Genomic DNA, 25,702 nt, shown 5'->3' with positions numbered 1-25,702 from the left:
CACGTTACAACTATCTTTCTAATACTCTTCATTCTTTATAGATACTCGGGCTATTATCGAATCCTATTATTGCAAAAATAATATGTAATAGACAAAATACAAGGCGTAATTTTTTCCATGCATCGACTTATTTTGTAACAATTCTATCGATATTTCATTAAATTTCACCTCATTTATATATTTCCACAACTAAAAATATTATTATTTTATAACTAATTTTTCATTTCGACAGTAAAACACACCATTTTTGTAATACTACAGAAAACAATTAGAAACATTACTGTAATATTATTAATGTTATAGAAATTGAAATACCACTCATTTTATGTTTTACACGCTCTAATCCTCCAAAAAACAATAAGGAAGCGCTATCAGGTTATTTATGGAATTATTACAGAATATTAATGCCCCGTTACGAAAGCTTTGTAATTTTATGTTTTTCGCAAATAAGAAAATAATGGTTGCTATAATGAGGTCAACGAAAACAAATGCAATGGAGGCTATTATGAAAAAATTTATGGGTATAGCAACAGCAGCGGTTTTTGGTCTTGGGATTTTCACAACATCTGCTAAAGCAGAAACAATCGTAACGACTGACGTACTAAACGTACGAGAAAACCCAACTACTGAATCAAAAGTTGTAGGAAAATTATTAGATGGATATAAAGTAAATGTTTTACATACAGAAAACGGATGGTCAAAAGTTAAATTGAATAGCGGTAAAGAAGCTTTCATAAGCGCTGACTATACGAAAGATACTTACTACGTAACAGCAAACGTATTAAACGTACGTGCTGGAGCAAACACAGACTCAGAAATTCTTGGTAAGTTGAAACAAGATGATGTAATCGAAACAACACACGAAGTGCAAAATGACTGGATTCAATTTGAATATAACGGAAAAACAGCTTATGTTCATGTTCCTTACTTAACAGGTAAAGCACCAGTTAAAGTTCAACCAGCAGTTAAAGTTGAAAAAGCAATTAAAGTTCAAGACACAGCTAAAGTTCGTGAAGCAGTTAAAGCTGGTGAAGTAGCTGAAACTCAAGCAAAAGCTAAAGCAGAGGAAGCAACTAAAGCTCGTGAAGTAGCTGAAGCTCAAGCAGAAGTTAAAGCTCAGGAAGCAGCTAAAGCTCGTGAAGAAGCTAAGGCTCAAGCAGAAGCTAAAGCTCAGGCAGATGCTGAAGCTCAAGCAGAAGCTAAAGCAGAGGAAGCAGCTAAAGCTCGTGAAGAAGCTAAAGCTCAGGCAGCAGCTGAAGCTCAAGCAGAAGCTAAAGCAGAGGCAGCGGCTAAGGCTCGTGAAGAAGCTAAAGCTCAGGCAGATGCTGAAACTCGTGAAGCGGCTAAAGCTCAAGAGGCAGCTAAAGCTCGTGAAGCGGCTAAGGCTCAAGAAGCAGCTAAAGCTCAAAAACCAGCCACACAACAACCTGTTGCAAAAGAAACTGAAACAAGTGCGCCATCATCTTCTCGTGAGTTACGTGTTGTAGCAACAGCTTATACAGCAGATCCACTTGAAAATGGTTATAAAGCAGGCGACCAAGTAAAATCAGCTTTAGGCCACAACTTAACAGCAAATCCAAACATGAAACTAATTGCAGTTGATCCAAGTGTCATTCCATTAGGTTCAAAAGTATGGGTTGAAGGTTACGGAGTAGCAATCGCTGGTGATACTGGTGGAGCTATTAAAGGAAATAAAATTGATGTTTTAATGCCAGATAAAGGTTCATCAAGTAGCTGGGGACGTAAAACAGTTACAGTTAAAGTATTAAACTAGTTAGTAAAAAAGAGTCAGTCTCATTGTTGAGGCTGACTCTTTTTTTTACTCTATTAAACTACTGAAAAATGTCACAGTAAATGAAATTATATCAACGATTTTTCAAATATATCTATCGTAACCTACAATATATCAACGATTTTTCGAATATATCTATCGTAACTTATAATATATCAACGATTCGACAAGAAATATCGATTTATCGACAAATTTTTACATTAAAAGCACTTTACTATTAAAAAGGCGTTCCAAAATTTAGAACGCCCCCTATCTTCCCTATTCCACACAAGTAAACTGCGTCCAAGCTCCTACATAATCTAGTAAGAATAACTCCTCTTCCGCGATTGTACCGACGATATTTTTCCGTTCATCTATCGGCATTTCTTTCAAGATGATTTGTAGTTCGCCTTTATACTTTCCGAATGAGTTATTACCAATTACAACTTGCCCTCTTTCCTGTAGCACACTTTTGCGCACTGGGAAGTCATAGTCTTTATATTTTTTACGCACTTCTGTAGAACGTACCATATACTCTGTTATGTCGCCGCGTCTTACATGTAATTCTTGCAGTGTCGCTCTCTTCTCTACTTCAGTCGCTTCGTCTACAAAGTGCACTTTTAGCTGCAGCATGTAACGATTTAAGTTTCCTAATTTCTCTAACTCTTCTTCACTCGCATAAGCATTTCCGATAATGACATCATCAATTAGCCCTGTTGCCCATAAATGCTTCGCTTGTACTTCAATTGGTAAATTACGATGCTCTTCTAACGTACATAAACCGTCGTTAATATCCCATGGACCGATGTTTGCGGCATTTGATGTAATAAAGGCTGCACTGCGAATACCATGCTTTTTAAAGCGTTCACTGCAGCGAATGAAATAATCGTACGGAAGACCAGTGAATTTTTGCGGATAAAAATTATGGCAACCGATTAAAGCTGATTTATTCGCTTGATGCGAAAGAATATTTTCTAAGTACGCAATATCGTTACTTACATTTAACTCAATTTTTAAACCGTACGGATTATTCGTCATTTTCGCTTCCGTTAACCCGTCAAAGCCTACATCTAAACGAATACCGTCTGCGCCTAATTCTGCGAAAAATGATAGATCGCTATAACTAATACCAAGCTGATCAAACACAGCCGGAGCTACATCTAAAATAACTTCCATATTGTTATCTTTTGCGTGATTAATAATCTCTTTAAATTCAGCTACAATTTCTTCTTTCGGACGATTCACAGATAACAAACAAGTAAATATTCTTGAAAAACCGTGTCGTGCCGCTGACGAAATATATGCCATATCTTTTTCTTTCGTTGAATGCTCTGGATAAAGTGAAATTCCTAATTTACGCTCCATGCTTTTGCATCTCCTTCACACGTTGTATTAATGCCATGCTCGTAAATCTATATTTTGCAGATAAACATGTTGCACATAAAATTGTCGGTACAATAATTACGTAAGGTGATTGTAAGCTTAGCATTACATATGCACCCATTGAACAACCGATAAACAAAACTGATACGAGTAGTAAAACTAATAAAGATTTACTTTGTACCCATTTCGAATAATGAGCAATGCATTGTCCGATCACAAATGTAATTAAGATGATAATTGCTCCGAGCATTCTGTTTTCTCCTCTCCTGCTATTTGTTGTTTCTCATACATTTTGAAGAATGGATAGTAAATAATAAATGAGATTACAAAGTTAATAATTACAAGTACGCCAGCCATAATTGTCCAGTCCGTACTAATCACTGCTGCAATTGGCGCTAACATCGTAAATGGCAACTTCGCCATCATCAGTGGAATCATACCCGAAACAACTGCGAAATATGATACCGTCGTTGTAACTAACGGTGTAATAACGAACGGAATAATTAAGATTGGGTTCATTACAATCGGTGCCCCGAAAATAATTGGTTCGTTAATATTGAATAAACCTGGTACGAATGATAATCTACCTAACTCTTTTAAAAACTTAGATTTAGAGAACATAAACATAATGACTAAAGCTAACGTTGAGCCCGATCCACCAATCCATACGAACCATTGAATAAATTGCTCTGTAAATAAGTTTGGTAACTGATGTGCATTTCCTGTAGCCGTGAACACTTCCATATTTTCAAGAATTGCTGAATCCCACATCGGACGAATGATTGGTCCTAAAATCGCTGGGCCATGAATACCGAATGACCAGAAGAACACGATTAAAAATACTGTTAATAAACCGCCGAATAAATTGTTTCCTACTAATACTGACTTTAATGGTGCGATTAAATATGTGATCGTTGTATTTACATCAAATTTTAAACCGTAACGAATACCCCAGAATAAAAGAATAACTACTAGAGTTGGAATTAATGCTGCAAACGAGTTTGCAACTGCTGGAGGTACACTTTCTGGTAATTTAATCGAAATATTATGCTTAATCATAAAATGATAAATTTCTACTGCAATTAATGCAGTAACAATTGCGCCGAATAAAGACGTGGCACTTAATGTTCCTACTGAAATGTATCTACCCGCATCAATAACACCTGGTACAGCTTTCGTAATTTGAATTGGTTCAACTGATGCTAATAAAAAGGCGAGTACAGAGAGTAACCCTGCGCTTAATTGATTGAGCTGATAAAAATTAGCGAGCGAAGCCCCTACCCCAAAAGCTGCGTATAATGCCATTAAGCCTACTGTAAATCGGAATGGAATATCTAAAATATGACGAAACGGTGCAATCCACTCCATATATGCATCAATTGGTAAGTTTAAAAAGATAACGAAAAATGATCCGACGATCGTTAATGGTAATGTAGAAATAACCCCGTTTCGAATTGCTAATAAATGTCGCTGTCCTGCAATCTTTTGCGTTGTTGGCATAATCTTCTGTTCCATAAAACTCATAAACCCATTCATCAATAGCCCTCCCTTTGTTCAATATAACCAAAAGTTATAACATTATAATGTTTATGTTTAAAAAAATATAATTACGCTAAAACTAATTCTTCTGCCTGCTTAAGTACTTTCAAACCGTCACACATGCCATAATCTCGTTGGTTTATAATAGCAACTGGTATATCGTATGACTTTGCAAGAAACGCTACGGCCGGAAATAAATATTTCACTTGCGGACCAATTAAAACGACATCTGCTTCCTTAATTTCAAGCTTCACAAGTTCTGAATCAACTGCCTTAATTTTATAATCCTTCCCTTGTTTCTTCGCCTCTTCTTGCATTTTTCTTACAACCATACTCGTTGACATACCTGCAGCACAACATAATAAAATATACATATTATACTGTCACTTTCTCTTCCACACGTTTATGAAGAGCGATAAATTCTTCAGCAAGTTCTTTCACTGTAATTGCATTCATTAAATGATCCTGTGCATGCACTAACAGTAAACTTATTTCTGCATGATTTCCTCTTGCTTCCTCTTGAATTAAATCCGTCTGAATACGATGAGCTGCTGAAATTTCTTCACTAGCAAGTTCCATCTTTTCACTCGCATTCTCAAAATCTCCTTGTCTTGCAAAAGCGATTGCTTCAAGCGCCGCGCTTCTCGCGTTGCCACCATGTAAAATTAACGCAAATGGAGTTTGCATATCAGTCATTTTAACTTCCCCCAAGCTTTGTTTTTCTATATGTTCATCTTATTATGAAAACGCATACAATTAAACATAAAAAACTTCCGTTATGTAACGGAAGTTTTTATATACTTTTTCAATACGATAATAAAATCTCTTGAAAACCTTCAATTAATTCAGCCTGAGTTAATTTCTCTATCGTATTCTGATTAGACATAATATCATATAAAAAATCATAAAGCCGTTGCAAATCTTCATTATTATTGCGCTTCACACTAAATAAAATAATCAATTGTACTTTTTTATCTCCCCACTCAACAGCCTTATCAAGTGTACAAAATATCAAAAATGTTTCCTCACTTAATAACTGCATCGGATGCGGAATCGCCACTAAATTTCCAACCGCTGTCGGAGATGTATTTTCTCTTTCCATAACAGAAGCATAAAAATTTTCTGGCACATAGTTTTTCTCAGCGGCTTTCTCACATAAAAATTGAATAACTTCTTCTTTCGTAGAAGCGCTACGATTTAAAAAGATTAAATCTTCTTTTATATATTGCTGCACACTATTATTCACATGCGTAAACAATTGCTGACCAATCGATTTAATCTCTTTATCATCAAATATTGAGTTCACTTTTATAACTGGAACAGGCAAACCACTAGGTATATGAATCGTACTAATAATACAATCTATTTTGTCTTTATAAAGGTCTTCTACTTTCAATTGATAATAGCCTGTAATACCTACAATCTCTAATTTATCTCGAAACTGTGATAAAATTTTATATTTTAATAGTTGTGCACTCCCTTGACCAGTCGCACAAACTAATAAACATCTTTTCTTTTGATTCTGCTCCTGCAAACGGCTCATCGCTCCGCCGAAATGAATAGCAATATAACCAATTTCACTTTCAGGGATCGATTCACCCGTATATTCACCAATTATATCTCCAACGAGAACCGCAATTTCAAAAGCATACGGATAATTCTTTTTCACTTCTGCCAAAAGAGGATTTCTCGTATTTAACTTATACTTCAAACGATTTAATAACGTTTTTAAATGAACACCAAATCCAAATAATAATTCTTCATCATAATAAAAAATAAGATTCCGTTCTTCCGCTACTTTAAAAAGAATATGTTGCATAAATGCATATATATCTTTTCCTAATAGCTCTTCTACATTTTCATAGCGATCTCTCGCTGTAACAGCAGTACTTAACAAATGCACCGTCACATATAATACTTCTTCTTCTGGAAATAAAAGTTTTAACTCTTTCTCTAAATCTCCTAAAATCTGCTTCGCAATTGTATATTCTTTCTTTATTATAAGTTCTGATTGCTCCACATGCAGTCCTGTCATATAATGTTGACTTTGACAACGCTTTAATGCGATTGCAATATGAATAACTAGATTATCAATTTCTATATCAGATAAATATATTGTTCCACCCTCAATATACTTTAATATAATTGAACGAATGAGTGATATATGAGGTAACGATACATATGTATCCGTCTGCTCAAATTGCTCATGAAACGGAGTATGTTCATAACGTGGTAAACCATATTGTGATAAACAAGAACGAATATTAAATTCCTCTCCCACAATACGTATACCATAATACGGTCTCTTTTCAATTTGCAATGTATAGCGACCGCATATATCTGTAACATCTTTCATAATTAAATTTACAGTTGATTTACTCACGTAAATTTCTTCTGCTAACTGCGAAAGCTTCACATATCCTTCTGTCGTTAAAACACGTTGTAAAATATACGCAACTCTTTCTTCATAAGAAGTTGGGATCTTTTCCGTCTGTTTTTGAAATAGACTCACACAAAACTCTTCAAATATCTTCGTTTGTATAATTTCTAGTTCATATCCAGTCCCTCTTTGCGATTCGATTTTCGCTCCGTTTTCTTCCAATATATCATTTAATAATTTTATATCTTTTTGAATCGTCTTCGTTGATACATGTAATCGGTTCGCTAAAAAAGCTCGATTTAACATCGATTTCTCTTCTAAAAACTCCTCTAAAATAGAAATTAATCGCTGATGCACCTTTGTCATAGCTCTTCCTCTCGCTCTTTATATATAAAGGGGGAAAAGCTGCTGAAATCAGTAGTTTTTCCCCTTTATATTCTCTCTATTTCTTTAATGTAAATCCGAATTTATCCCAAGCATGTAAATAATCTAGTAAGAAAATCTCTTCTTCTATAATTCGACCAACTACATTTGTTTTTCCTGTATTCACCATATCTTTTAATGCAATTTGTAATTCACCTTTATACTGGCCATATTGCTCATTATCAATTAAAAGATCGCCACGCTTAATTTCACGCGTATTATGAGGTTTAAACTCTTCTTTTTTATATTTCACACGACTTTGTGTAGAACGAATCATATATTCAGATACATCCCCGCGATAAAAATGAGGTTCTTCTAATACGATAATTCTTTCTAAATTTGTCGTTGTATCGTATAGTTCTATATCAAATGTTTGTTTCTCTTTATTTAACGCACCTAGTGCTTGTAATTCTTCTTCTGAAGCATAAGCGTTTGCAATGATAACATCATTAATTAATTCTGTCGCAAATAAATGCTTCGCTTGCGTTGTCATCGGTAATTCACGATGCTCTTCTAACGTACATAAACCTTCTGTTACTGGCCAAGGTCCGTATGTTGCATCAAATGATGAAATAAATGCAGCTGTTCTCATGCCGTAATCTTTAAATTGTTTCGAGCATGTAATGAAATGATCGTATGATAACCCCGAATAGCGGTGCGGATAAAAATTATGACAGCCAATTAAATTCTCACGGTTTGGTCTATGACTCATAATGTTATCTACATACTTCGTACCATTACTCATATTAATCTCAATTTTCAAACCATACGGATTATAAGTCATAATTGATTCTTCTAATCCTGAGAAACCAACATCTAAACGAATACCGTACGCACCTAATTCATGGAAGAATGATAAATCATTATACGAAATACCTAATTGTTCAAAAACAGATGGACTAATATCAACTAATACTTGGAACCCTAATGCATTCGCATGAGAGATCGTTTCTTTAAATTCTTCAATAATTTTCTCTTTTTCTCCATCCACAGATAGTAAACATGTGAACACACGTGTAAATCCGTATTTACTTGCTAATGTTACATATTCCTTATCTTTCTCTACCGTTGAATGTTCTGGATAAATAGAAATACCTAATCGTCTCATATGTACACGCCTCTTTCTTCATTGTTTTGTAAACCTTTTCAAATATATGTAGTAAAAAAGTACATATCCCCTTCTCATTCACTACCTTTTGAATCCGCTTTCTTTAAAGAAAAAACAATTTCTATCATTCATAACAACTACAAGTCTATACATCTATACTTTACATCTTTTTTTCATAGTTGTGTAGCGTTTACACAAATTTGTCAGTTTTTCATTTTAAAAATTGTTATCCGCTTTCAAGACACCTTCCTTGACTGCTACATTGACCAATACATATACTCAAAAGAAAAGAGATAAAGTGAAACTTTAATCAGTGGGGGTTTTGTTCATCCCCCACCGATTATTAGCCTTCACCAATCGGGCGTTTGCGGGCAGCAGGGCTTCCACCTAACTTCTTTGCTCCAGCCAGATTTTGAGGTGGGAATTTTACTGTCCGCAAATAGCGGAAAAAATGTATATAGGGGATGAATATATGGGAGAGGCAATACTCGTAAAACGAGAACCGTTATGGACAAAAGAGTTTGTTGCTTTAATTTTTGCAAACTTATGTATGTTTTTAGGGTTTCAAATGTTAATTCCAACTTTACCTGTTTATGTGAAAGAAATCGGTGGCACAAGTTCAAATATCGGATTGGTCGTCGGTATGTTTACCGTTGCGGCACTTTTTGTTAGACCGCTAACTGGAAACGCCTTACAGAAATTTAATAAAAAAATCATTTTAATGATCGGTACTGCTATTTGTTTACTCGCTATGGGCAGTTACCTTTTCGCCTCTACCATTTTTCTCTTGCTTGCCGTTCGTATTTTACACGGAGCTGGCTTCGGTATTACAACGACTACATATGGAACTGTCGTTTCTGATTTAATTCCAGCAGCTCGCCGCGGAGAAGGCATGGGATATTTCGGACTTTCTGGAACCATTGCAATGGCTCTCGGCCCACTAATCGGATTATGGCTTATGCAAGCATATAATTTCAACGTTCTTTTTTTATGTGCACTTTCATGCACAATCGTTTCATTAATTTTAACGAAACTACTTCAAATCCAAAAAACGAAACAACCACCAAAACAATCATCTGGTACTTTTCTCGATGGATTTATTGAGCGCAAAGCTTTACTTCCTTCATTATTAATATTATGTATTACATTAATGTACGGAGGAATCGGCAGCTTTATCACACTATTTGCTACCGAAGTTGGCATTGCTGATATTAGTCTCTTCTTTTTATGTAACGCGCTAGCAATCGCTGTAACTCGTCCATTTTCCGGAAAGTTATATGATGCGAAAGGCCATACATTCGTCATCATTCCAGGGGTTATTATAACGTTCGCAGGTATTATTTTATTGTCGTATACAACGACAATTCCGAGCTTAGTTATTGCGGCAGCCTGTTACGGAAGTGGCTTCGGAGCGATTCAGCCTGCGCTACAAGCATGGATGATCGACCGAGTAGCACCGCACCGACGAGGAGTCGCAACAGCTACATTCTTCTCAGCATTTGACCTTGGAATTGGTGCGGGAGCGATTATTTTCGGATTCATTGCACATTTTACAAACTATGCGACTGTATATCGTTATTCTTCCCTATTACTTATTGCTTTTCTGTTCATTTACATTACAAGTATAAGAAAACAAAAGCACGGAGATAAAAATACAGAAAAAGCTGCTGGATAATTTAGCAGCTTTTTTTCTTGCAAAAAAAGACTACTTAATAAATATTAAACCTCATGTTGGCTTTATAAAACTACATGCATTTCCCTACATATTTTTTTAACTATCATCAAAAAATATACAATGAACTTGTAGAAGATTTCTTTGATATACAATTGAATAATACTATTCTAAAAAGTGTGATTTCTTTACAAAAACACTATTTACAAAAGACGAAAACCATTAAAATACAGCTGTTTTTTTAAAGAATTGTAAACTTTTCACCTCTTTGTAAATTTAGTGTAAATTTTACTAGCAAACCGTTTACAGTGCCTCAAGGTTTAGTTAATAATTACATCGTACATGAAATTTAAGGAGTGGAATGCGTGGAATATAATGTTCAAGAAATGATCTTCCAATTCATTGGTGGATTAGGTATTTTCTTATTCGGGATTAAATACATGGGCGATGGACTGCAACAAGCAGCTGGAGATCGTCTTCGCGATATTTTAGATCGTTTTACAACGAACCCACTTATGGGTGTACTAGCAGGTATGTTAGTTACTGTATTAATTCAATCAAGTTCAGGAACAACCGCTTTAACAGTCGGACTTGTAAGTGCCGGATTTATGACATTAAGACAAGCAATTGGTGTTATTATGGGTGCGAACATCGGTACGACAGTTACTGCATTTATTATCGGGATTAAAATCGGAGAATACGCTCTCCCAGTTATGGCAGTTGGAGCGATTTTACTATTCTTCTTTAAAAATAAAAAAGTACATTCTGTAGGTCAAGTTGTATTCGGTTTTGGTATGTTATTCTTCGGTTTAGAATTAATGAGCGCAGGTATGAAACCTCTTCGTTCATTAGAGGCATTCCAAGATTTAATGATTAGCATGAGTGATAATCCAATTTTAGGAATTATTGTCGGTACAGTCTTCACTTTAATTGTACAAAGCTCAAGCGCAACAATCGGTATTTTACAAGAATTATTCGGTCAAGGTGCAATCGATTTACAAGCTGCCCTTCCTGTATTATTCGGTGATAACATCGGTACGACAATTACAGCAGTATTAGCAGCAATCGGTACTTCAATTGCAGCAAGACGTGCAGCATTAGTTCACGTTATCTTTAATATTATCGGTACCATTATCTTTACGATTATATTGATACCATTTACAAATTTAATTCAATATTTCCAAACGTCATTAAACTTGAATCCAGAAATGACAATTGCATTTGCACATGGAACATTTAACGTAACGAATACAATCATTCAGTTCCCATTCATTGCAGTATTAGCCTGGATTGTAACAAAAATTATTCGTGGTGAAGATGCATCTATTAACTTCAAACCACAACATTTAAATCCAATCTTTATTGAACAATCTCCAGCTATTGCTTTAACAGAAGCTCAAAAAGAGATTATCCGTATGGCGGAGTTTTCATTAGATGGATTAAAAGAAGCAAACCAGTTTTTAAATACACAAGACAAAAAACACGCTAATATGGCTACTCAATTAGAAGGAGCTATTAACAATTTAGATAAAAAAATTACCGAGTATTTAGTTTTACTATCAGAAAAACCACTTTCATCAGCAGATTCTGAGAAGCATTCTGTTTTAGCTGGTGTTGTTGGAGATATTGAACGTGTCGGTGATCATGTAGAAAACCTTGTAGAACTTGTAGATTTCCAAATTTCAAACCGCGTTTCACTATCAGACGACGCACTAACTGAATTAAATGAAATGCTTGAATTAACAATTTCAACATTACAAGATGCAATCAATGCTTTAACAAACTTTGACACTGAACTAGCTCAAACTGTTATTGCAAAAGAACGTAAAATCGACCAAATGGAACGTGTTCTTCGCAAACGTCACGTAATACGTCTAAACGAACGCAGCTGTTCAGGCGATGCAAGCATCATCTTCGTTGACATGGTAAGTAACTTAGAGCGTATCGGTGATCACGCTGTAAATATCGCTGACGGTGTTTTAGGTGAACAAGGAAAAATCAATTTAAAACAATCATTATAATAGGAAAGAGACGCTCAAGTTAGCGTCTCTTTTTTATTTCATATTTACAACTGTTCTTCCTTTTAACTTTCCTTGCAATATGAGCGAAAACTTCTCATCTAATTTTTCTAATGTACATTCTTCTGTATAAGATAATAGTTCTAAGTTTTTCCACTCTGTCGCTAACAATGCCCACACTTCTCTTCTCATATCTACTGGACATTGTACGGAATCTATTCCTACAAGGCTAATACCTCGCAAAATAAACGGATATACTGTTGTGTGTAATTCATGCCCTGCCACATTACCACATGTCGTTACACAACCGGCATATCGTACCAATTTCAATGCTGTTTCTAACATCTTTCCGCCCACAGTATCGATAACCCCGGCGTATATTCCTTTAAGCATTGGCCTTCCTGATTCATCACTCAACTCTTCACGCTGAATTACCTTCTTTGCTCCTAAACGTAGTAACATCTCTTCTTCTTCCAATTTCCCTGTTGCTCCGACTACGTTATATCCTAACTTACTTAAAATACTAACCGCTACACTACCTACACCGCCCGTAGCACCCGTTACTAAAACATCTCCCATATTAGGCATAATTCCTGCTCCAATGAGCTTATATACCGATAGTGCAGCTGTAAAACCAGCTGTCCCATACATCATACTTTCATTCAAAGACATTCCTTCTGGTAAAGAAACAATCCAAGATGATGGCACGCGAATATATTCTCCGAATCCACCAGAAATATTCATACCTAAATCATACCCCGTTACAATAACTTGATCCCCTACCTTAAAGGAACCATCTTCACTACTCACAACTTCTCCTGCAGCATCGATTCCTGGCGTATGAGGATATGTTCTCGTTACACCTTTATTACCAGTAGCTGAAAGCGCATCTTTATAATTTAATGAAGAGTAATGAACTCGTATTAGCACATCTCCTTCAGGTAAACGATTGATTTCTCTCTCGACAAGCTTTCTTTCAAATTGATTATTTTCTTTTTCTTTCACGACGATTGCTCGGAATGATGTATGACCCATTATGCTCTCTCCTTCATCCGTAAAATTCTTCTTTATTATATAGAAAAAATAAGTAGTACTACCAATTTCTTATTGGCTATATTTCAACAAATCTTACTTCTCTCTCACTTTCTCACAATATATATTTTCATTTCTACTAAAAAAACATATACTTATCCTACATCTGAAAAATAACATATAGAAAATCTGACTTTTTATAAATAAATTGAATTTTTACGAAATGTAAATGATTTGTAATGTTTTTTTTCGTCAAATTTCATTATAATAAGTGGATGTGAGTGTCGTATTTCAATCCAAATGAAGGAGTACAAGAAATGGAGCAAAACCCATCTTTGCAAGAAAATACACGCAATAAACCGAAAAAAAGTAAGAAAAAAACAAAAATTATTATAAGCGTCATTCTATTCTTTTTAATAGTAGGAGGCGGTTATACGTGGTTTTTAGTAAATAAAGCATCTTCTGCTGTTCGAAATGCCGCACACGATTTAGCACGCGGTGATAAATCTGATTTACGTGATAAAGCTGTAAAACCTATTACGAACAATGTCTCTGTCTTAATAATGGGTGTTGATGAAAGCGATGTCCGAGGAAAAGAATATGGTGAAGCTATAAGAACAGATGCGCTGTTGCTTGCAACTTTTAATAAAGACAGCAAAACTGTTAAACTATTAAGTATTCCACGTGACACATATACTTACATTCCAGTAGAAAAGAAAAAAGATAAAATTACACACGCTCATGCATTCGGTTCTGCTAAAAACGGTAAAAAGGGTGGACCACAAGCAAGTATCGATGCAGTTGAAAAATTAATGAATGTTCCTGTCGATTACTTTGTAAAATTTAACTTTAAATCATTTATAAAAATTGTCGATGATTTAGGCGGCATTGAAGTCGATGTACCTGTTGAATTTTCAGAACAAGATAGTAATGATAATGCCGATGCAATTCACCTGAAAAAAGGTGTCCAAAAGTTAAATGGCGAAGAGGCTCTTGCTCTTGCTAGAACGCGACACATCGATAGTGATGCAATGCGTGGGCAACGTCAACAACTCGTTATTGAAGCTATTTTAAAGAAAATAACAAACGTTGGATCTGTAACAAAAGTTGGCAACATCATTGATGATATTAACGGACAATTCGTTACAAACTTAACATTCGATGATATGCTTTCATTCTATAAATATGGCGCAGATTCTTCAGTTGAAAAATTACAAATTCAAGGTGATGACTGCTATATGGAAAAAGGTGATGACACATGTAGCAAATCTGCTGGTGGCGGTCGAACATATTACTACAATCCAGATAAAAAAGCACTAGCAAATGTTACGAATGAACTTCGTACTCACCTTGGACTACCTGCCTATACAAAAACTGACTTTGATTCGAAAAAAACAGATTCAGAGAAAACGAAAGACACTAACTCTGAGAAAACAAAAGACACTAACTCTGAGAGAATAAAAGACACTGACTCTGAGAGAACAAAAGACACTGACTCTGAGAGAACAAAAGACACTAACTCTGAGAGAATAAAAGACACTGACTCTGAAAATACAAACAAACGTGAGTCAAGTAACAACAACCATAATGATAATAACAATGAAGATATAAAAACATCATCTAATAACAATGAATAAAAAGAAACCGTACTCTATGGAGGTAGAGTGCGGCTTCTTTTTTCAAACATAAAAAATCAGAACTTTCCAACTATCTTTTTTAATATTTTTAAATTATAATAAATAATAGTAATCTATTCCAATTACCAGGGGGCTCATACATATGAAAGCTGCAGTAAAACATAACATTTCAGATTTTAAAGACTACTTAAAATCCAACGATATATACATGGAAGAAAATATAGATGAAAATGATGGTTCGGTGCATTTTTCAGTAGGATTAGAAACAGAAGCTGGCGCAAAAATTCAACTTATCGCTGCTTTCGAAAATGAAAATCCGACTGTGGATATATACTGCTTCAATGTTGCTCACGTACCTGACGAAACATCAACAAATGACATTTTACATGTCATCAATGAATTAAACACATCTTACCGATTTGCAAAATTCACACTAAATAAGCAAAATGCAATTGATATTTCAACATCTCTTGCATTCTCAGAACCAAACTTTAATCCGGCACTTGTTTTTGAGCATACGAGAATGCTGTATAAATTAGCGAACGACGAATATAAAAACTTAATGAAAGTTATTTGGGCATAAAGTAAAACTATAATCAGTGACGTTTTACTACCCACAATTAGCGGGATAAACAAAAGGATGGGCTGCAAGCAGCACCATCCTTTTACTTCGATATCATATCAACCCACATTTTAACAGCAGTTCCTACAATTAAAGTGGACAATACATATTGCAGTACTTTTTGATTTAGCCTCTTCCCGACTCGTGCTCCAAGTGGCGCTGCAAATATACTTGCAACCGCAATAATTAGAGCTGGAATGATAACTACTTGCCCAGTAATCACTTTTCCTGTAGTAATCCCTATTGAGGAAATAAACGTAATAGCGATAGATGTTGCGATCGTCATGCGCAGTGGTAATTTTAAAATAACTAGCATAATGGGAACTAAAAGGAACGAACCTCCAGCTCCTATAATGCCTGAAGCTCCCCCTACAACGAACGCTAACAAGCTCGCTAACCATTTATTATACTTCACGTCTCCACTATTATTTTGTTTCGGTACAAACATCATAATAGCTGCAATTGTAGCTAATGCTGCATAAACAACATTCACTGTATGTTCCTCTAATATGTTAGCACCGAAACTCCCTATGAAGCTTCCTATTAATATACTAGCTCCCATATACATAACTAACGTTTTATTCATGTCATTACTTTTTCGGTATGCCCACGCACCTGCAAAAGTTGCAAAGAATACTTGTACCGCTGTAATACCGCTCACCTCATGTGCAGTATAACTAGTAAACCCTAGCAATACTGGAATGTATAAGATCATCGGATAATTAATAATCGCGCCGCCAATCCCAACCATTCCTGATATAAACGATCCTATAAACCCAATTATAAAAAGTAATACGACTAAGCTCACCTTACATCCCCCGCCTTCTTAAAAGAAGGTGATTTAAATGAATAAGTTTACATTCCCATCCGAAGCATCTGCTAAATATGCTCCTACCCCAGCAAACTCTACCCCTTCCATAATCTCTTCCTCTTTTAACCCTAATAAATCTACTGTCATTTGACAAGCTACAAGTTTAATTCCTTGTTCTTTCGCCAAATCAATTAAATCCGGCAAAGGCATTGCGTTATGTTTTTTCATAATGCCTTTAATCATCTTCGGCCCCATGCCAGCAAAATTCATTTTGGATAATCCCATCTTATCGGCACCACGCGGCATCATCTTCCCAAATACTTTCTCTATAAAAGTCTTCTTTACTTTCACATGCTCATCTTTTCTAAGAGCATTCAACCCCCAAAAAGTATGAAATATAGTCACTTCTTGATCATAAGCCGCTGCACCATTTGCAATAATATAGGCAGCCATCGCTTTATCATAATCTCCGCTAAATAACACGATTGTCGTTTTCTTCTGTTGTTCCATGTTGTTCCTCCTCTAAATTACCTATAGGGGTATTAAATTGTTTATAAAAAGGCTCAAATCTTTTATCTCTATGCTATAAGACTTTACCTTCCCAAGCTAACATACCTCCTACCATATTGATCGCTTGAAAACCGTAACCTTCTAAAAATTGAACTGCTCTTGCACTTCTTCCTCCCGAGCGACAAACGATAATGTATTCATTATTTTTATCAAGCTCCTGCATTCGAAACTCTAGTAAGCCTAACCTAATATGAAGCACGCCTGGAATTTTCCCTTCCCTCACTTCTTCCACTTCACGAACATCAATTACATGTATCTCTTCATTTCGTAACAATCTTTCCTCTACTTCTCTCGCTGTAATTTCTTTCATCTTAATATTCCTTTCCTTACAAAGCGTTCATACCACCTGAAACATTTATAATGCGCTGAAATCCTAATTTCTTTAATACTTTTGCTGCTTGCTTACTTCTCATCCCGCTCTGACAAATAACGATTACTTCCTTATTCTTATTTAATTGATTTGCCTTACTAACTAACTCATTTAGCGGGATATTCTGAAAGCCCTTCATATGGTTCCCTCTATATTCGCCTACTGTACGAACATCGATAAAGTACTTCCCCTGTTTTCCCACTATACTTTTTAATTCTTTTCCATTTATATTTTGAACACCTTTCACCGGTAAGAACCGTGAAATAACAAACCATGCAGCCAATACAACGAAAAGCGTACTTACTATTGTGTTCATATAACTCCCCCTCTACATTTATAAAATTATTTCTTTACTACGCCTTCTTAATCCAAAACTTTAGTACATCGCTTTCTTCTGCATGCTTTACGATGTCATGACCAGTTTTGTTTGCCCACGCTGGAATATCCTTAATTGACCCTTTATCCGTTACATGTACTTCTAACACTTCGCCCGATTGTAAAGTATCCATCGCTCTTTTCGTTCTTACAATTGGCATTGGACATGCTAAATCTTTCGCATCTAAAACTTGTTTTATATTCATCATCTATTCCTCCAATTTGTTATTAATTATGAACTGCACAGCGGTTTGGACCAATCTCCATTTCACGTTCTTCTTCCACACTCGGATGAATTTTCCCCATATTCGTTTGACGAATTTCTTGATAAGCATTCGGCTGAGGTGGTAGATTCTCCGTTACAATTTTGCGAAATTCATTCTCATCTTTCATATTTAACCCTGCATTCACTTCAAACAATTCTTTTAAATTAGCACTCACAACCCCATTTTCATCCATTTCACTTATTTTTGAATAATGAGCTGGTAAAACAATTAACTCTTGAGATAATTCCTTATAGCGCTTATATAATGTATTTCGTAAATCGCTCACCCAATCTTCAGCCTTACCAGCAAGATCTGGACGCCCGATTGAATCTACAAATAAAATATCGCCCGATAATAAATAGGAATTATCTACAATAAATGATGTACTCCCAATCGTATGCCCCGGTGAGTATAGCGCATCAATTTCGATTTTGGTACCCCCTACCGTAATAACAGATCCTTCTACAAGTGGTTCGTATAAGAAAACGACTTCCTCCGCATCTTTTGGAGGTAACCAATACGTACCACCTACTTTTTCAGCTAACTTACGACCGCCAGAAATATGGTCTGCATGTAAATGTGTATCCATTACATTCGTAATAGTAACTCCATGCTCTTTCGCAAACTCCTCATATGATTCAATCGTTCTTACTGCATCAATAACTGCTGCTTCACCGTTAGAAACGACCATATAAGATAAACAGCCTTTTCCAAGACGATTAAATTGATATATACTCCCTCCGCCCTGTACATCTCCTACTTTGAGCGGCTTTACATATTCACTCCAAGCTTTCATCCCACCAGCTAAATAGGAAACATCGTTGAAGCCAGCATCCAACAATTGCTCCGCGACAAACTGCGAAGAACCTTCTTTTGCACATACGACTAAAATCTCTTTCTCTCTCGGTAATTCATCTACAATATGGTCTACACCATCTAACAAGTCAAAATAAGGTTTATTAATAGAAGATACTTGTTTCCCTTCAATTTTCCAATCTTCATAATCCGTCTCATTACGAACATCTAAAATAAACAACTCTCCGAATAAAACTTTCTCTGCAACATCTTTTGCTTGTAACATCTTAATGTCCATTCAATTACCCCCATAGGTATATTTTCGTTTAAAAAATTTTATTTCTCCACATTTCCTTGCCACCCTAACATACCAGGAATGACATTTTTCACATTTGAAAAACCTTTCTCTTTCAACATTTGGCAAGCTACATCACTGCGGTTACCAGTTCGGCAAACAACATAAATTTGCTTCGTCTGATCTAACGATGTACTGTCTAGTTCACCTAGTGGCACCGAAATAGCAGATGGAATATGACCAAAAGCAAATTCTGCTGCTTCACGAACATCTAATACAATGCACTCTTCTCCGTGAGATAATATATCCTGTAATTCCGCATTCGTAATTGTATGAGGATATTTCACAACTTCATTCACTTCATGTTCATGCGCTTTCCTCACATAATGCATCAATATAGCACCCTCGTGTTTCGTCCCGATATATTGATGCCCTATTTTATTCGCCCAACTTTGTATATCTACCGTAGATCCTTTATCTGTTGCCTCAATTTCAATCACTTGCCCTGATGCCAATCCTTCCATCGCCTTCTTCGTCTTTACAATAGGCATCGGACAAGCCAAACCTTTACAATCTAAACTCATATCCACTTTTATACTCATTATCGATTCCTCCATATTTTATATACACATACCTGTAGGGGTATATAAAAACGTTTTTGAAAATCTGTCAACACTTATGTTTGACAGATTATCGGCTTTTTACAAGTAATTGAACGGCTTCTTTAATTAACTCTTCATTTGAACCATTGCCACTTTCAAACTGTTCACGTAAACATTGCTCTAAATTTGTTCCAACAACTAATCCAATTGTACGATCTAATGCAGAACGAGATGCCGTTAACTGTGTAATAACCTCTCGGCAATCTTTTCCTTCTTCCATCATACGAAGCACACCGCGCACTTGGCCTTCAATACGTTTTAATCTATTTTTCATATCTTGATTGTATTCCATTCTATAATCACCTCATTACCATTATGTTACTACTTATATCTTATAACAATATATTATACCCTATAGGGTATCTTGTAAACCCCTTAATTTAAAATTTTTAACCTACATGTGAAAAAAGACATAAAGGGAGACTTCTATCCTTATTTTTTGTAGCCTATACAAAACTGAATTTCACGAGCAGCAATCTCCCACCAATTTTTAAAATGGGAGACTCACTGCCTGTAACTATTAAGATAAATTTCAATATACAATACGGTCTGGTAATACTGTCCCGTATAATTTAAAGCCACCATCTACATTCTTTACCTTATATCCTTTTTCCATTAACATGCGCGCTGCAACATACCCTCTCATACCAAGTTGACAAGTAATATATATATCTTTATCTACCGGAACTTCGTCCAAACGATCTCGTAATTCATCTAACGGAATATTAATAGAGCCTTTAATCATTCCCTGTTTTAGTTCATTTGGCTCTCGAACATCAATGAGATATCCACCATTTTCAACAATACGATCTATTTCATACCATTGAATCGTTTCTACAAAACCGTCTACTATATTACTTGCCGCATACCCCACCATGTTTACTGGGTCTTTTGCAGAAGAATAGGGCGGAGCATATGATAATTCTAAATCTGGTAAATCGATTACAGTTAAATTTGCCTTCATTGCCGTTGCAATAACATCTATACGCTTATCCACTCCATCACGCCCTAAAGCCTGTGCCCCATAAATTTTTCCGCTTTCTTCATTAAAGATTAATTTTATTAGCACTGGCGTAGCATTCGGATAGTACCCTGCATGAGAATTTGCCTGTACATGTACTACCTCATAGGGTATATTTAATCGTTTTAATATTTTCTCATTTACTCCAGTCGAAGCAACTGTTAAATCAAAAACTTTAGCTACAGAAGTTCCCATCGTACCTTTATATAAAGAATCCGTATGACCATGAATAATATCTGCTAACATGCGACCTTGACGATTAGCTGGCCACGCTAAAGGAATCATCGTTTCTGCTTCTGTAACAAAATCTTTCACTTCAATTGCATCACCAATTGCATATATATGGCGGTCCGATGTTTGGAATTTCTCATTTACCTTTATCGTTCCTCTAACTCCTAGTTCTAATTCTGCATCCTTTGCTAAACTACTCTCTGGTTGCACACCAATTGCTAAAATAATCATATCTGTCTTTATGATTGAACCACTTTTTAAACGTACAACAGTCCCGCCCTCTTCTAAAGCATCTACACCATCTTCAAAAACAAGCTCAACATTGTGATTTTTCATAAGCTCATGTACATATGCTGCCATTTCATAATCGATCGGTGGCATCACTTGATTTGCCATCTCTACAAGAGTAACATCAATCCCTCGTTCTCTTAAGTTTTCAACCATTTCAACGCCAATAAATCCGCCACCAATAACCGTCGCATGACGCGGTTTCTTCTCATCAATATACGCTTTTATACGATCTGTATCAGGTACATTTCGTAACGTAAACAGCACCTTCGCTTCTTCAATACCCGGAATAGGTGGAACAATTGGTTTCGCCCCTGGTGAAAGGATTAACACATCATATTCCTCGTTATATGTTTCATTTGTAGTTACATTCTTTATAGTAATTGTTTTCTCTTCTTTATTAATCTTTACCACTTCACTCAATACACGTATATCTAAATTAAAACGCTTTGACATCTTTTCAACAGTTTGTACTAATAATTTTTGTCTTTCTGTAATGACACCGCCAATATAGTACGGTAATCCACAATTTGCAAATGAAATATATTCACCGCGCTCCACCATAATAATTTCATCTTCTTCACTTAAACGACGAAGCCTTGCAGCTACTGATGCCCCGCCCGCAACTCCGCCTACTACTACAATTTTTCTAGACATATTTCAAACCTCCATATTATTTATTATTCAATTTCCTCATCCATCACACATAAAACCTATACCTGTATGGGTATATGATAAAATATAAAAAATTTAATTTCAATACATATATCTTTCTTTCACAAATTCGAAACAAATAAAAAAGAACCTAGATATCTCCAAGTTCCTTTCTATATGATTAAGTCAATGCCTAAAGGCAGCATAGTATGAGTTCTGACTTATTTTTGGCGGCTGAATTTCATTTACGAATGAAATAACCTATCGTTCCATTGTTATAATTCTTATAATCTCTTTGCAAAATTATAATCCATATCGCCACCTAACGCTGCAGCTGTATCACCAGTTTCTCTAAAATCATGTGTATAAATTTTCTCAAATGAACCGAAATCTACTTGCTTATAAAATTCAAAACAAGGGAATCCATCATGTTCTCCTTGAATATCGATACTACCATCCCTTTTCACACATACAGTTAATACATAGTCCACAGGAGGGGCATACATATTTAGCGGATTACTAGCACTTGCACTCATTTTGAATTGCACACCGTTAGAACTCCATACAATATGAGTACACACAATATTTTCAGTACTCGCTTTTCCTGTTCTTTTATTCACAGAACCGTCTGGATTAGTAACCTTCTCTGTCGTAATACCCGTATTTGCATATGAAAACACTTCTTCTTTATAAAAATCCACTACAACCTCTTGCTCCACTCTAGAGCGCATAGTATTTACCGCATGTGGTGTAAATTCACGTGAATCACCTTCAAATTGGATTACTTTTCCTGTTTCCATATCCTTCTTAGCTTCCGTCCAAGGCATTGGAATAAATACACTCGCTCTAATTTTTACGATATTAGTCATATGAAACCTCCATTAATTCTATTTAAATACATCATAATTTGTTTTATCACTATAATTTAGTCAACTTGATTGACTGCATTGTGTATAGTACAATGAATTGCACTTATAGTCAATTTAATTGACTATAAGTGAGGAGGTTATATACATGAATCATCAAAAATTTAACGAATTAGATCTGACATCACTTTTATCATTATCGTTCAGTACATTAATTACTGAACTACATGACAGGTTAAGTAAATTGGGATTTGAAGATATTAGGCCCGCACACGGTTTTATGTTCAAACGCATCCTTCCTAGTGGAGCAACAGGTATTGAACTAGCTGAATATTTAGGGGTTTCCAAACAAGCTGTAAGTAAAATGGTGGATTCTCTTGAAAACAGTGGTTATGTCACGCGCAAAACGCACCCTACTGATAAAAGAGGTAAAATCATCGTTTTAACCGAACGTGGTTTGTCAGTAATGAAAGCAAAAGAAGAAATAGTAGCTGAAATAGAACAGCGATGGATTGAAAATATCGGTGCGGATCGAATGCAATTGCTAAAAGAAGATTTGACAACATTCGTTACTACAAAAGATGCAGGAAAATTATCATCCAACATACGACCTGTTTGGTAAACAAAAACTCTATATAAAAAAGAACGGACATAGCATGCTATGTCCGTTCTTTCCATCACACATATTTCCGATGCACCATCTTCCCATCATAAGAAAACACAACGCCCTTACTCTCCACAATCGACTCCATATGCACCGTTCTTCCCCACAACTGATGAAGATATGGCAATACTTTTTCTAAGTATTTTAAATCGAGCTCGATTCCTTCGTAACTATGTTTAATGTATAATTCTCCGTTCTTTAAGTAGTCTCCATCTTCTACTACTAAGTACGGGAATCCACCATTTGTCCGCATATTTACGAGTTGATCACGTACATGTTCCCATTCTTTATCAATTACTTTATATTCTTTTCCTTGGCGCTGGAATAAGTACATATCTTCTCGCATAACAAGATTTTTATTTAAGTAGTTTCTTAGGAACGATACGTCCCATTCAATTTCGCGTACTTCAAACATTTTCTCTCGACCAGAACCAGGCTTCACACCACGCCTTTTCATTTCTTCTGTCGGGTTGTTGTAGCGTTCTTCAATATCTTCAAACATTTTAATACCGAGGTAGTATGGATTAATGCTTGTTTTTGATGGCTGAACGACACCTGCATTTAATTTCGCAAATTCGATTGCTTCATCAGATGTTAAGTCCATTTCACGCAGTATACGTTGATGCCAGTAAGAAGCCCAGCCTTCGTTCATGATCTTCGTTTCAAGCTGTGGCCAGAAATATAACATTTCCTCGCGCATCATCGTTAATATGTCTCGCTGCCAATCTTCAAGCTCACGACTATATTCTTCAATAAAGAGTAGTAAATCTTTCTCTGGTTGCGGTGGAATCTTCTTCTTTTTGCGTATATTCGATCGTTCCCTCTTTTTATTTCGATCATCTAAATTCCATAAATCATCGTATTGTGATGCTTTTTTCTTTTCCACTTCTTCCTCTTCTAAATCATCAATACTCCATGCAAGTTTCGGACGCATAAGCGACGGATCAATATGCTCTTGAATGGCAAGTACGGCATCTAAAAATGTTTCTACCTCTGCCTTTCCATACTTATGCTCATACGCTTTCACACGGTCCGCTGTTGCCGCCATACTCTCTACCATATCTCGCTTCGTATTTGAAAAACGAATATTATTTTTGAAGAAATCACAGTGTGCTAAAACGTGTGCTACAATTAATTTGTTTTGAATTAAAGAATTCGTATCTAATAAAAAGGCGTAACATGGATCAGAGTTAATAACGAGTTCGTATATTTTACTAAGTCCTAAATCGTATTGTAATTTCATTCTGAAAAATTGTTTTCCAAAACTCCAATGTGAAAACCTTGTCGGCATCCCATATGCACCAAATGTATAAATAATTTCCGCTGGACATATTTCATAACGCATCGGATAAAAATCAAGCCCAAATCCAGTCGCAATTTCCGTAATTTCCGCAATCGCATATTGCAGTGCTTTATCGTCACTTGCTCTCATTATTTTCCCTCCTTACACTTTCCCTTAAGAAAGTGTATGATGGGGAACAAGCTTTCATGAGGATTGATTGCATAATAAAAAGACACCCCCGTAAAAACGAGAATGTCTCATCTATTAACCTTCAATAATTTCCATCTTCTCCGTAATCGGTGTACGAGCTTTTCCTTCTGGCGCTTTTTCGAAATAACCAATATGAAGGATTCCAACGATACGTTGGCCTCTTGTTAAACCGATTCCTTCTATAAATAATGGATTGTAGTTTAATCCGCCTGATTTCCAAACACAGCCTAAGCCGCGTTCCCAAGCAAGCAATTGGAAGTTTTGCATAAATGCGCATGTTGCAGCGTAATCTTCGTCACGCTGAATTTGACGCGGATCTTCATTCATATATACAACGATTTGTGCAGGTGTGCTTAAGAAACGATCAGATAAAATTTTACCGCGTTTCGCTCTTTCTTCTTCTGTGAAAGAGTTTAATACCGCATCTACTAATTTCTTACGGCCGTCCCCAATGTATAATTTACAATTCCATGGCTCACGGTGTTTATGATTTGGTGCCCACGTTGCATCGTTTAATAGTTCAATTAATAATTCTTTGTCTACTGCTTTATCTGTAAATGTACGAACAGATCGTCTTTCTTTAATAACATTTGCGATGGAAGTATATGTAGTCATATTTTTCTCTCCCTTATTTTTCATCTATATGTATAAGTTTGTTATTGATATTGATTTTCAATTTCGATTATAACCTAATTTTTCACTATTAATCAATGTTTTATGTTGGAAAACATATAAAAAACTTCTTTTTCTACTGTGA

26 protein-coding genes are annotated in these 25,702 nt (G+C 35.7%); 6 read left to right on the top strand and 20 right to left on the bottom strand.

From position 1 onward, the window contains the following. The first annotated feature begins 382 nt into the window (after positions 1–382). Positions 383–1,774: a cell wall-binding protein EntC gene (gene entC, locus JDS81_RS23150; protein WP_142312419.1), complete on the top strand. Its 1,392-nt coding sequence runs from the start codon at positions 383–385 to the stop codon at positions 1,772–1,774. A gap of 276 nt (positions 1,775–2,050) precedes the next feature. Here the strand turns inward: entC and JDS81_RS23145 are convergent, their stop codons facing one another. The 7 genes from JDS81_RS23145 to JDS81_RS23115 all read right to left on the bottom strand — a co-directional run bounded on the left by JDS81_RS23145 (position 2,051) and on the right by JDS81_RS23115 (position 8,604). Further along, positions 2,051–3,136 (bottom strand): DUF871 domain-containing protein, encoded by a 1,086-nt coding sequence (locus JDS81_RS23145; RefSeq protein ID WP_097953259.1) that lies wholly within the window; start codon positions 3,134–3,136, stop codon positions 2,051–2,053. Next, positions 3,126–3,404, bottom strand: coding sequence for a hypothetical protein (locus tag JDS81_RS23140; protein WP_097953260.1), 279 nt, complete (start codon positions 3,402–3,404; stop codon positions 3,126–3,128). The genes JDS81_RS23145 and JDS81_RS23140 overlap by 11 nt, the downstream gene beginning before the upstream one ends. After that, on the bottom strand, positions 3,380–4,690 hold the full coding sequence (locus JDS81_RS23135) for a PTS sugar transporter subunit IIC (protein ID WP_001013063.1): 1,311 nt from the start codon (positions 4,688–4,690) through the stop codon (positions 3,380–3,382). The genes JDS81_RS23140 and JDS81_RS23135 overlap by 25 nt, the downstream gene beginning before the upstream one ends. A 71-nt stretch (positions 4,691–4,761) precedes the next feature. Beyond that, a complete protein-coding gene (locus tag JDS81_RS23130; protein ID WP_000275635.1) occupies positions 4,762–5,067 on the bottom strand; it encodes a PTS sugar transporter subunit IIB in 306 nt (101 codons plus the stop codon). Between the two features lies 1 nt (position 5,068). After that, the gene (locus JDS81_RS23125) at positions 5,069–5,389 is read right to left on the bottom strand and encodes a PTS lactose/cellobiose transporter subunit IIA (protein WP_000131325.1); all 321 of its coding nucleotides are present in this window, start codon (positions 5,387–5,389) and stop codon (positions 5,069–5,071) included. Positions 5,390–5,498: 109 nt separating this feature from the next. Continuing rightward, positions 5,499–7,439: a BglG family transcription antiterminator gene (locus JDS81_RS23120; protein WP_000169807.1), complete on the bottom strand. Its 1,941-nt coding sequence runs from the start codon at positions 7,437–7,439 to the stop codon at positions 5,499–5,501. A gap of 76 nt (positions 7,440–7,515) precedes the next feature. Beyond that, positions 7,516–8,604: a DUF871 domain-containing protein gene (locus JDS81_RS23115; protein WP_001253374.1), complete on the bottom strand. Its 1,089-nt coding sequence runs from the start codon at positions 8,602–8,604 to the stop codon at positions 7,516–7,518. A gap of 472 nt (positions 8,605–9,076) precedes the next feature. Between JDS81_RS23115 and JDS81_RS23110 the strand changes: the two genes are divergently transcribed. Both JDS81_RS23110 and JDS81_RS23105 read left to right on the top strand, forming a co-directional pair. Then, positions 9,077–10,279, top strand: a complete 1,203-nt coding sequence (locus JDS81_RS23110; RefSeq protein WP_000503251.1) for an MFS transporter — start codon at positions 9,077–9,079, stop codon at positions 10,277–10,279. Positions 10,280–10,641: 362 nt separating this feature from the next. Further along, positions 10,642–12,297: a Na/Pi cotransporter family protein gene (locus JDS81_RS23105; RefSeq protein WP_000456282.1), complete on the top strand. Its 1,656-nt coding sequence runs from the start codon at positions 10,642–10,644 to the stop codon at positions 12,295–12,297. A 33-nt stretch (positions 12,298–12,330) separates the two neighbouring features. Here JDS81_RS23105 and JDS81_RS23100 read toward each other — a convergent pair whose 3' ends face one another. Continuing rightward, the gene (locus JDS81_RS23100; protein WP_286675687.1) at positions 12,331–13,395 is read right to left on the bottom strand and encodes a YhdH/YhfP family quinone oxidoreductase; all 1,065 of its coding nucleotides are present in this window, start codon (positions 13,393–13,395) and stop codon (positions 12,331–12,333) included. A gap of 248 nt (positions 13,396–13,643) precedes the next feature. Here JDS81_RS23100 and JDS81_RS23095 point away from each other — a divergent pair, with 248 nt between their 5' ends. Together JDS81_RS23095 and JDS81_RS23090 are read left to right on the top strand one after the other, a co-directional pair. Next, positions 13,644–14,963 carry an LCP family protein gene (locus JDS81_RS23095; protein ID WP_097953283.1) on the top strand — a complete coding sequence of 440 codons (1,320 nt, stop codon included), beginning with the start codon at positions 13,644–13,646 and terminating at the stop codon, positions 14,961–14,963. Between the two features lie 142 nt (positions 14,964–15,105). After that, positions 15,106–15,546, top strand: coding sequence for a hypothetical protein (locus JDS81_RS23090; protein WP_000642358.1), 441 nt, complete (start codon positions 15,106–15,108; stop codon positions 15,544–15,546). 82 nt (positions 15,547–15,628) lie between these two features. Here JDS81_RS23090 and JDS81_RS23085 read toward each other — a convergent pair whose 3' ends face one another. The 10 genes from JDS81_RS23085 to JDS81_RS23040 all read right to left on the bottom strand — a co-directional run bounded on the left by JDS81_RS23085 (position 15,629) and on the right by JDS81_RS23040 (position 22,792). Then, positions 15,629–16,393: a sulfite exporter TauE/SafE family protein gene (locus JDS81_RS23085; protein ID WP_097953262.1), complete on the bottom strand. Its 765-nt coding sequence runs from the start codon at positions 16,391–16,393 to the stop codon at positions 15,629–15,631. A 33-nt stretch (positions 16,394–16,426) separates the two neighbouring features. Continuing rightward, complete coding sequence (locus JDS81_RS23080) at positions 16,427–16,906, bottom strand: DsrE/DsrF/DrsH-like family protein (protein WP_000437728.1); 480 nt, start codon at positions 16,904–16,906, stop codon at positions 16,427–16,429. Positions 16,907–16,979: 73 nt separating this feature from the next. Further along, positions 16,980–17,276 (bottom strand): rhodanese-like domain-containing protein, encoded by a 297-nt coding sequence (locus JDS81_RS23075; protein ID WP_097953263.1) that lies wholly within the window; start codon positions 17,274–17,276, stop codon positions 16,980–16,982. Positions 17,277–17,292: 16 nt separating this feature from the next. Beyond that, a complete protein-coding gene (locus JDS81_RS23070; RefSeq protein ID WP_001092541.1) occupies positions 17,293–17,652 on the bottom strand; it encodes a rhodanese-like domain-containing protein in 360 nt (119 codons plus the stop codon). Positions 17,653–17,689: 37 nt separating this feature from the next. Continuing rightward, on the bottom strand, positions 17,690–17,920 hold the full coding sequence (locus JDS81_RS23065) for a sulfurtransferase TusA family protein (RefSeq protein ID WP_002038023.1): 231 nt from the start codon (positions 17,918–17,920) through the stop codon (positions 17,690–17,692). A gap of 19 nt (positions 17,921–17,939) precedes the next feature. Continuing rightward, entirely contained in the window at positions 17,940–19,070 is a 1,131-nt protein-coding gene (locus tag JDS81_RS23060; protein ID WP_097953264.1) for an MBL fold metallo-hydrolase, read from the bottom strand. 38 nt (positions 19,071–19,108) lie between these two features. Then, a complete protein-coding gene (locus tag JDS81_RS23055) occupies positions 19,109–19,684 on the bottom strand; it encodes a sulfurtransferase TusA family protein (protein WP_106081034.1) in 576 nt (191 codons plus the stop codon). A 73-nt stretch (positions 19,685–19,757) separates the two neighbouring features. After that, the gene (locus JDS81_RS23050) at positions 19,758–20,021 is read right to left on the bottom strand and encodes a metal-sensitive transcriptional regulator (RefSeq protein ID WP_000456206.1); all 264 of its coding nucleotides are present in this window, start codon (positions 20,019–20,021) and stop codon (positions 19,758–19,760) included. A 240-nt stretch (positions 20,022–20,261) separates the two neighbouring features. Continuing rightward, entirely contained in the window at positions 20,262–21,926 is a 1,665-nt protein-coding gene (gene cdr / locus JDS81_RS23045; RefSeq protein ID WP_097953265.1) for a CoA-disulfide reductase, read from the bottom strand. Between the two features lie 281 nt (positions 21,927–22,207). Further along, on the bottom strand, positions 22,208–22,792 hold the full coding sequence (locus JDS81_RS23040) for a DUF3238 domain-containing protein (protein ID WP_000182096.1): 585 nt from the start codon (positions 22,790–22,792) through the stop codon (positions 22,208–22,210). 145 nt (positions 22,793–22,937) lie between these two features. Here JDS81_RS23040 and JDS81_RS23035 point away from each other — a divergent pair, with 145 nt between their 5' ends. Further along, positions 22,938–23,411 (top strand): MarR family winged helix-turn-helix transcriptional regulator, encoded by a 474-nt coding sequence (locus JDS81_RS23035; protein ID WP_001016383.1) that lies wholly within the window; start codon positions 22,938–22,940, stop codon positions 23,409–23,411. A 55-nt stretch (positions 23,412–23,466) separates the two neighbouring features. Here the strand turns inward: JDS81_RS23035 and spoVR are convergent, their stop codons facing one another. Together spoVR and JDS81_RS23025 are read right to left on the bottom strand one after the other, a co-directional pair. Next, positions 23,467–24,885, bottom strand: a complete 1,419-nt coding sequence (gene spoVR, locus JDS81_RS23030; protein ID WP_001202698.1) for a stage V sporulation protein SpoVR — start codon at positions 24,883–24,885, stop codon at positions 23,467–23,469. Positions 24,886–24,999: 114 nt separating this feature from the next. Continuing rightward, positions 25,000–25,560, bottom strand: coding sequence for a nitroreductase family protein (locus JDS81_RS23025; RefSeq protein WP_097879046.1), 561 nt, complete (start codon positions 25,558–25,560; stop codon positions 25,000–25,002). Between the last annotated feature and the right edge of the window lie 142 nt (positions 25,561–25,702).

This window comes from Bacillus cereus group sp. N31 (assembly GCF_016483245.1).
Lineage (GTDB): Bacteria > Bacillota > Bacilli > Bacillales > Bacillaceae_G > Bacillus_A > Bacillus_A toyonensis.
This window is presented reverse-complemented; position numbering and strand designations above follow the sequence as displayed.